This window comes from Williamwhitmania taraxaci (genome assembly GCF_900096565.1).
GTDB lineage: Bacteria > Bacteroidota > Bacteroidia > Bacteroidales > Williamwhitmaniaceae > Williamwhitmania > Williamwhitmania taraxaci.
The window spans coordinates 19,640-28,150 of sequence record NZ_FMYP01000056.1 but is presented as its reverse complement, the minus strand read 5'-3'; the positions used below and the strand labels follow the sequence as shown (position 1 = coordinate 28,150).

The 8,511-nt window shown below is 43.2% G+C and carries 7 protein-coding genes and 1 pseudogene; all 8 read right to left on the bottom strand.

The genetic code is table 11. The features are described 5' to 3' along the window. A pseudogene (locus BLS65_RS18635) lies at positions 1-216 on the bottom strand (hypothetical protein); the annotation flags it as partial. An 84-nt stretch (positions 217-300) separates the two neighbouring features. Then, positions 301-759 carry a Riean_0653 family protein gene (locus tag BLS65_RS13235; RefSeq protein WP_092439777.1) on the bottom strand — a complete coding sequence of 153 codons (459 nt, stop codon included), beginning with the start codon at positions 757-759 and terminating at the stop codon, positions 301-303. A 174-nt stretch (positions 760-933) separates the two neighbouring features. Then, positions 934-2,121, bottom strand: a complete 1,188-nt coding sequence (locus tag BLS65_RS13230) for a SagB/ThcOx family dehydrogenase (RefSeq protein ID WP_212590553.1) — start codon at positions 2,119-2,121, stop codon at positions 934-936. Positions 2,122-2,275: 154 nt separating this feature from the next. Beyond that, on the bottom strand, positions 2,276-4,591 hold the full coding sequence (locus BLS65_RS13225; protein ID WP_092439775.1) for an ABC transporter permease: 2,316 nt from the start codon (positions 4,589-4,591) through the stop codon (positions 2,276-2,278). Between the two features lie 75 nt (positions 4,592-4,666). Continuing rightward, positions 4,667-5,017, bottom strand: a complete 351-nt coding sequence (locus BLS65_RS13220) for a hypothetical protein (protein WP_092439773.1) — start codon at positions 5,015-5,017, stop codon at positions 4,667-4,669. 156 nt (positions 5,018-5,173) lie between these two features. Beyond that, positions 5,174-6,691, bottom strand: coding sequence for a S41 family peptidase (locus tag BLS65_RS13215; protein WP_092439771.1), 1,518 nt, complete (start codon positions 6,689-6,691; stop codon positions 5,174-5,176). Between the two features lie 350 nt (positions 6,692-7,041). Further along, entirely contained in the window at positions 7,042-7,467 is a 426-nt protein-coding gene (locus BLS65_RS13210) for a DUF3276 family protein (RefSeq protein WP_092439769.1), read from the bottom strand. A gap of 80 nt (positions 7,468-7,547) precedes the next feature. Further along, positions 7,548-8,438 carry a hypothetical protein gene (locus tag BLS65_RS13205; protein ID WP_092439767.1) on the bottom strand — a complete coding sequence of 297 codons (891 nt, stop codon included), beginning with the start codon at positions 8,436-8,438 and terminating at the stop codon, positions 7,548-7,550. Positions 8,439-8,511 lie beyond the last annotated feature (73 nt).

Genomic DNA, 8,511 nt, shown 5'->3' with positions numbered 1-8,511 from the left:
ATCGAACGGTTTCTCGAACTGGTTGCGGTAGGTCTGTTCGCTAGATTGGCTAAAGCGACCCAGCTGTAAGAAATTTATCCTACCTTTGATACTCAAAATGTGCCAAAGAACGCTTACAACAAAATCTTTGCGAGTTTTATTGAGTTTATTAAAACAGTCATTGTTTAATGTGCTGTATATGTAATACTTAACAATATTACTGACCTTAGGAATCATGCTTAGAAAATTACTGGAATAATCTTTTAAGATACTGATTTCTAAGGTCTTATTCAAATTTATTCACGCCTATTTTTCTGATTGTCAAATATTTACACTAGTTATTACCGAACTATTGTTATAATAAGCCCCATTGTATTTAACCTTGCCATAATTTATTACATAGCGGCCAGGCTTATTAATATTATTTGCATTGAAACTTATTGCCGCATTATTAATTGTATCTGAATTATTAGTAATCCTATTTGTGTATACTGCAAAATAATATTCTGGGGGAATTGGATATTCAATGATTATTGGATTGAGAGCAAACGTTACTTTTCTATGTTCTGGAATGTAAATCTCATTGTTAATCATACATCCAAAAGTATTTGCACCAACAATTGTTAATTCAGGCAACTTTTCAGGTAATTCTTCCTTTTTGCATCCTACAATAAGGATGCAAAATAATATTATTGTCAAAATAAAAATTACAAATAAATATGCTTCCTTGTTCTCGTTTCTGCCTTTTCCATTGCAGGCAACTCGTGTAGATATACTCATATTGGAATTTATTATGCTGCTTCACCATATAATAAGATACAAATATAACCTTTAGCAGAGAATTGGGAGTGTTCGTAACGACTATTTTTAGGAGGTTGCGCGGGCATACAATTAAACAAAATGGCAGGCCACCCTTTCGGAGGCCTGCCCAACTCAATACAGATAGTATTGTGTCTATTTTTCAGACTTTACAAGCATTCCGAAAGGCATAATGTAGAGGGGTGTCTCCTCTTTCTTTAGGTTGAGGAGTGCGCTTACACCTCCATCAGAAAAGGCAGCAATTGCGCAGGTTCCCATGCCAAGGGCAACGGCTTGCAGGTATACATTTTGTCCGGCGTGGCCGAGATCCATACAAACGTAGCGATCCTTACCTCTGTCGCCATACTTGGAGGTGGTGCGCTCATAAAACGCAGTGAATACAAGGGTAGCCGGTGCTTGCTCCACCATTCCTTGACCGTTGTCGAGGTTGCTGCGGAAGTCGCCAAGGGTAATGGATGAAATGGAATGGCGAATGGGGGAGTAGTGGTAAATGCCCGGCTTCATGCCTTTCACCTTTCCAATGGCAATATAAATCTCTAACGGATAGAGTGCTCCAGCCGATGGGGCCGTTTTTAGATAATAGGTTTTGCGCCCTTTAATGCTATCGCTAACGCCATAGGCAGCCCACAACATTTGCGAAACGTTATCGATGGTAAGCGAGTCGTTGGCATAATCCCTTATGGAGCGACGCTGGTTTAATGCTTCTTCAACACTTATGCTCCCCTTGAGTGATGGCTTTGGGAGGAGAATCTCCGGTCCATTTTCAAAAATCGGTTTCGGTTTTTCAATTGATTGAATTAGCAGCGAACCTTCACCCTCCAATGGGTTTGCTTTATCGATGGTGAAGCTATAGTCATTTGACTTTACATTCCACTTATCGGGGGTTCCTTCGGTATTGGCTTGGTCGAATCCGCCATTCTCAAGGGCAATGGCATCCCAGCCCCCCTTGGCATTCTTCACCTCGAAGGTAAACTTGTCTGCACCTAAGGTGCCTTTTCCTAAAATAAATAAGCCAAGCGTGATGTTTTCGGCATCGCTATTGATGGTTCCGGTTATCTCGAATGTCTTCCAACTGGTGGCACGGATTGGCTTTTTCTCCATGTTTTCAAAGAAACCCATCTGTCCATCCTTTAAATCGACTCTTATCCAAAGATGTCCGGTTGAGGCAGTATCTCCCGGTGCAAAGGTTATGTGTCCCTTGTAACGGAACTCTTTTCCTTTTAAATCGGTTGGGTTTAGACTCTTTGACACCAACCCAAAGGGTTGCGCAAAGGCGGTGACGCCTCCCAGCAGCAGAAGGCAAAATAAAATTGTTTTCTTCATAGGTTTATTGTTTGGTTGAGGGTTGAAGATAAGCGACATATGTGGAGTTGCAAGTGAATCGTTTAATTTAATGATGAAATAATATCAACAAGTGTAAGGACTCCCAATGATGAATGAGGAATCTTTCTTTTAATTGTGTTGCAGCGGATGCCTTTTATTCATGCTTCAAGGCGTCTATCATCTTTGTTTTATGTGCCTTTACAATCAAAAACGATATGGCCAGCACAATTAAAATAACTGTGATAATGAACGACTCTAGAAAGGGAAGCGCGCTGATCTCTACCCGATACTGAAAGTTGCTCAACCACCTATTCGTAATCCAGTAGGTAATGGGAATGGCCAGAATGTTTGCAACGGCGGCAATCCACAGCTGCTCCTTGGTGAGCAGCCTGAAGGTATCCGAAAGTTTTGCCCCGAAGAGTTTCCGTAGGCTCACCTCTTTCATCTTTTTGTTAATCATGAACAGGGTTAAGCCAAACAGGCCGAGCATTGCCACAATGAGCGTCACGATGGAGTAGACTTGAAAGCTGCGCTTAAGGTCTAATTCCGATTTATACAGCTCGGTAATCCGATCTTCAAGAAAGATATAATCGCCATTATACGTTGGCGATAGGCTGTTGCACGTGTTACGGATGAACTGCAGCGTTTCATTCTGATTATTCTCATCAATTTTGATTTGAACATAGCTATCGTCCATATTGCTGAGACGAATCATCAATGGTTCAATTTGGTTGTGGAGGGAAGTATAGTTGAAGTCGTAAACCACGCCAACTATCCTTTTGCTGCTGAACATTCTATCGGTAGGGTTCTCAATGCCCAACGCCCTACACGTGGACTCATTCACTATGCAGCTGTTGCTAGAGTCGGTTGGAATACTACGGTCGAAATTCCTACCATACTTCATCTTGAGTTCATACAGCTGCATGTATTCAGGGTCGATGGAGTTTATGTTGCACATTACGGTATTGCTATCGCAGGTTTGTGGTGCTTTTCCTAATCCATCGCCAATAAGCGCATAGGAAATAGTGACGGCCTTTATTTTTGGATTTGAAAGCAGATTTGCCCTTACTACCTGCTGCTTCTCGGCCAACTCCTTGTCCAGCCGGAAGCAAACCACGTTTTGGGAACTAATGCCCATATCCTTCTTGAATAGGTAGCCAATTTGAGCGTTGATTATGAAGGTTGAGTTCAGCAGCACGGCCACAATAATGAGTTGAATGGAGAGGAGTATCTTCCGATGATGCCCACGAGCGTTGAGTGTCGATTCATTTTTCAGCACCTTTATTTCGTTGGTTTTGGATAGAAATACACCCGGTATTAATCCGGCAATAACTCCTACGGCTACCACTCCAACAAAGTAGCCGAGGTATAGGACGTGCCGATTTGTGGATGCCGAAATTTGTAGGTTCAGCAGGCTGCTAAGCTGGGGGAGTAGCATTTCAATAATGGCCAGCGCAACGGCAAACGAGATGAGCGCTATGCCAACTGTTTCAACCAGTATTTGGCCAATAATTTGGATCCGCTTTGCGCCGTTGATTTTCCGGATGGCAATCTCCTTGGCTCTGCTTCCCGAAATGGCGGTGGAAAGGTTGATGTAGTTGATGACTACAGTGAGCAGAATTAGGATTGCGATGCCGAGGTATAGCAACACTGTTTGCATGTTGCCGTGCTTGCTGCCATCGAAGCGGTTGTTGTTGGAGTCGAAGTAGATATCCTTCATGGACTCTAGACGTAGCTGAATTTTTCCATCGTCGCCCTCCATTTTGTCTTCGTCCAGAATGGCATTAATTTTCGTTTCCACCTCAGCCCTGTTCGATTTCTCTTGCAAGGTTACGTAGAGCAGGTTCGACCATGTGCTGCAGCCGAGAGCGCTTTCGTCGCCCAGCTGCTTGAGGGTTTCTATGGATACAAAAGCATTGTATTGGAGGTGCGAGTTGTAGGGAATATCAGCCATTACGCCGGTAATGGTGTAAACCTTTCCATCCTTGGCGCGAAGGGTTTCGCCCAGGGGCGTGGCATTCCCAAACAGTTTGTGGGCGGTAGCTTGGTTGAGCACTATTGAGAATGGTTTCTGCAAGGCAGTGTGGGCATCGCCGGAGAGGAGCGGGAAGGAGAACACCTGAAACACTTCCGGATCGGTGTAGAATATTTTTTCAATCGGCACCATCGTGTTTTTATGATCGATGGCTAAATCTATTGCCGAAAAGCGCACCATGCCGGTTATTTCGGGCAACTTATCCTTTAGCTTATCGGCAAAGCAGAGCGGTGTTACCCCATACCCAGCGGGGTGAAGGCGGTAGATGGTGTCAACTTTTTTGTGGAACCTGTCGAAGCTTAACTCCTGCGATACGTAGGTGAATATGAGGGTGAGCAGAAGAAAACAGGTTAAAAAGCCTACCAAATTTATGGAGTAGAAAAAGCGATTCCGTTTCGCGCTTGCGATAAACGATTTGATATAATGGTAAATCATAACCTCGTTGATTAAAATTAATAAATAGAAAAATGCTTAGGAAAGCAATGGGCTTAGCGGAAAGCCCACTATTTATTAGGCGAGGTGATGGGTATCGTCCGTCTCGGAGGTATAGAATTGTATTACTGTGTGTGAAGTCTTTCTTTGCGGCTTAACGAGCGTAAACTTGGCTTGAAACTGGCGAATGGTGACTGTATAAAAAAGGAAATGTGCTGTTTTCGAAACGTTTCCGATAACCTTTAGGAAGATGAACGATGGGAGCAACTTTTCAGCAGAAATACTGGCCGTTGGAATTATACTTTCGTGATTAACAATTTGCTGGCAGGACTGTACGCTCGCGCTCTCTCTTACCGTATCTCCGTTTCCCGATGATACTGCAAGCAAAAGCATTATTACAAACAGGCCGTATAGCAGTCCCGACTTCATAATACAAACTTAGGGATTATTTTGGGATAAGTTGGACTAGCAATTCATATGTGGTGCAAGCGACGAATTGTTTAAAATAGGTTGGTTTATTTATTATCCCCAATCCCTTCCACTGTCAGCGGTGGAAGGGGTGGGGTTTTTGATTGATTACTTTAATTATTTTGACAGTTCAATTATGCTCAGCAGCCGCTCTAGCTTATCGTCTTTCCCGTTTAGCCACTGGTCGAGGGTTTGTTCCAGCGGGATATCCATTTTTAGGTAGCTGTAGTTTGGTTCGGTGGGTATTAAGGTTAGGGAGTAGGTTGGATTCATGCGGATGAACCGGTGGCTTGAGCCACTGAAGGAGAGCCGTGGCCCACCGGTAACCTGAATGAACCCGCCCGGAGCTTCCCCTGCAATAATGCCGCAGCCTGTTTCTCTCACCATATTACAGAAGACTATGCTGGCAGAGTAGCAAAGCGCATCGGTAAGCACATAAACCTTTCCATGAAACTTATGCTTCAAGTTCAGCGGCTTATGCACCAGCGGCAGCAAGGTATCGAGAGGGAAGAGGCTGCCGTTGGGCATGCGCTTGAATATGGCTACCGACGAGTCTCTTTGTGCTTTTTGTTTCCTTCCATAGTAGAGTCTGTAGGTATTCTTAAGCAGCGGAATTGCTGTAACTTTACTCTTTTCCGATACTTTGAATACCTCATACTCCGTTATCGAAGAGTCGGAGAGGTAGTTCATGGTGCGCAGCACGCTTCCCATGAATCCACCGGGATTGCCACGGATATCTATAACCAGCGTTTTAATTCCATCGCGCTCAATCTGCTTCATGCTGCGCCGAAGCAACTTGCTATAGCGGTTATCGCCACCCCACAGCATCATTTGCAGAATACTCTTCCCATAAAACATATTTATGGTAAGCACGCCTGTTTCGTTGCTTGTGCGGTGGTACACAATGGGGCATTTGCTGTAGTTTATGGATTGCCGAACCCTGCGCTTATCGCCCGATTTCTTATAGGCGTGGAAAATGCTGTCGCGCATCATGCCGCGCAGGGTAGCAGCCTTTGTGGAGGTGTCGTCATATTCCCGGTAGGTAATGGAGTAGGGTGGGCGCATCTTTTCCATGAATAGCAGGTTGGAAAGGGTTGCCCAGCCTCGAATATCGGGTTGCTCGCGCTCGTTCATTATAGGGAAGGCGTAGCGATCCTCACCGGGGTTGAGGTCGCGCAGCCGAAGGCTCAGTGCTTGCGCTGAGTAGCCATTAATGGTAAGCAACTCGGCCTTGGCCGGGATTTTCCCGGTGTAGTCCTTCACCAGAAAGGTGCGCCCGTCGCTCCAATTCTTTACCCATATTGGCAATACCGTATCCGTTTTCAAGAAGATAAGGTTCCGGTTGAACAGACCCCCGTCGGGGAATTCGGAGTGGTAGTCGTAGATAAGCGCCCCAAAGTAGCGCAGCGACATGTAGTAATCATCCCCTGTTTTACTGCTGTTTACCGCGCTGCGCAGCGCGTTTACGCGATTATTCCACTCGTCGGGAGTAAGTCCGCGCAACGTGTCGGGCACCGATTCGGCATAGCTCTTTAGCAAGTAGTCAACCTCCTGCTGTCGCTTGGCCTTTATGGTTTGTCCCTGAACGGTTACAAGACAAATAATACCTAATGCGGATAAAAAGATTTTCTTCATTGTGTTTTTCTGAGGCTGGCGATTCTGAATAAAAATAAAGAGGAGATTGATTTTGTTTACACTATCTGGGTTGTAAAATCAACAGTAAATATAGCAAAGCAAAGCAAGCCTTTTTTGCAATTAACCTTTATTGACACACGTTAACTTTTTTAGCTGAAAACAATTAGAGGCAAATAGGAATAGTATAGCAGAACAATGCAGTGGCGAGATAGGCTGTAGGAAAATAGCGGTATCCGAAATGGCAAAAAAAACCTCATCTTATTTTGGGAGATTGGACCTTATATTTCTTTTTGCTTCAGGCAATCATACAAATCGTTTTCAATAGAGTGCAAGTGTGAGTTTTAGAGTTTTTATGGGTTACCATATTTCTCTTTTAGCTCTAACTTTTCGATTCTGGCATTTATAGCTCCGGTATTGCGTCCGAAAAGTTGTGATAGTTCCTTTACGTTCTTCCCTTCACAATAGAGCAGTTCAAGTTGTTGATCATCCTCGATTGCCCAGGAGCGATATGCGTTGGGGTGTTTCTTTCGTTTTTCATCTAGTGTGATTGTGTTCGTGCTGGGCTTAATTTTTTTCAGTGCTTCTAGTATTGCTAGTTCAAATTTTTCTACGTCTTTTTCAAATATCAGTATTTGATACCGTTCAAATGTATGTTCACTTATGTGTTTACTTTCGGTAATCTTCAAATATTTCTCACCATTCTCACTAGTTTTTACATCAAAAAAATATGTTCTGCTGCCAGCATGAATTTGCGTTGTAAATATATCTTCTTTCATAAGGCTACGTTTTTGTATGCTTAATTATTTAGTAAAGGCTGTTGGCTTACTCTAGTTGTTACTTTGTAGCTTTGCCGAGGCTACTGAAGCATGCTATTCCAGTCGATAAAATTCTCGCAGTTTATGATACGGGCGTTAGCTTGCTGGAGCATTTCGCGCAGCCGGGTAAATAGTTCGGTTCCTAGCTTTGTGTACATGCGCTGTTCTTCATCAGCTATTCCGATTTTTGCAAGCATTACTTTCACTATTTCCGATTTATCGCCAACAAGCAATTGCAAGGCGCAATCGATCATTTGATAGAGCAGTATTGAATCGAAGAAGCTAAGTAGAATATCCTCATATTCTATTTGCATGCAAGTATACCTGATGGTTGCATACTTTGGTATTGGCACAATATCGCCAAAAGAGTCTCTGTTTAACGCGTTTTTAAATGCCAAGTTGGTAAATAGTATCTCATCCAATATTGCAAACGTGCCCTTGATTAGCAGTATGGTGTCGGTTCCTGTGGCGCATTCTAAGCCTATAGTATTTATTAAGTATTCGTGTTCAATATCGGAATCTCTTCTTATGTTGTATTGATTAACAATGCTGCTGGTGAATGCCTCCACCTGTCTTTTATTGGCTATTAAATGGTGAGGATATGAGATGTTTTGCTTTTTACAAAAATCAAGATATGCTTCATATCCGTTATTTATAGCATCTTCCACCCGGTTGTATAGAAAGTTGTTGGTAAAAATCTCTTCCCACGAAATATTCGTACCGTTAAATTCAATGCCCGAACGGTACATAACATCTATGCTATTTCCTACTATTCCAATGTCGATATATACCCGCTTAGTGCCGTCGAAAAGTGTGTCGTAATCAAAGTTGCAAACTAGCCTTGTGTCGTAGTTGGTTACGGGAGCTGGATGGATGTGAGCCCATAAATAGTCGGAGTAGAACCGATATATAGTTAAATTATCGGGTATCATAGTGGCCAGTTTAGTGTTACTGAATTGTACATCGAATTTGGTTTTTCGAAAAAAATTTAGCGAACGAAGTACA

What these genes read in the sequence shown, in the direction of transcription:
- BLS65_RS13235 (WP_092439777.1), bottom strand. Translation starts at nt 759, where the DNA reads ATGAGTATATCTACACGAGTTGCCTGCAATGGAAAAGGCAGAAACGAG.
- BLS65_RS13230 (WP_212590553.1), bottom strand. Translation starts at nt 2,121, where the DNA reads ATGAAGAAAACAATTTTATTTTGCCTTCTGCTGCTGGGAGGCGTCACC.
- BLS65_RS13225 (WP_092439775.1), bottom strand. Translation starts at nt 4,591, where the DNA reads ATGATTTACCATTATATCAAATCGTTTATCGCAAGCGCGAAACGGAAT.
- BLS65_RS13220 (WP_092439773.1), bottom strand. Translation starts at nt 5,017, where the DNA reads ATGAAGTCGGGACTGCTATACGGCCTGTTTGTAATAATGCTTTTGCTT.
- BLS65_RS13215 (WP_092439771.1), bottom strand. Translation starts at nt 6,691, where the DNA reads ATGAAGAAAATCTTTTTATCCGCATTAGGTATTATTTGTCTTGTAACC.
- BLS65_RS13210 (WP_092439769.1), bottom strand. Translation starts at nt 7,467, where the DNA reads ATGAAAGAAGATATATTTACAACGCAAATTCATGCTGGCAGCAGAACA.
- BLS65_RS13205 (WP_092439767.1), bottom strand. Translation starts at nt 8,438, where the DNA reads ATGATACCCGATAATTTAACTATATATCGGTTCTACTCCGACTATTTA.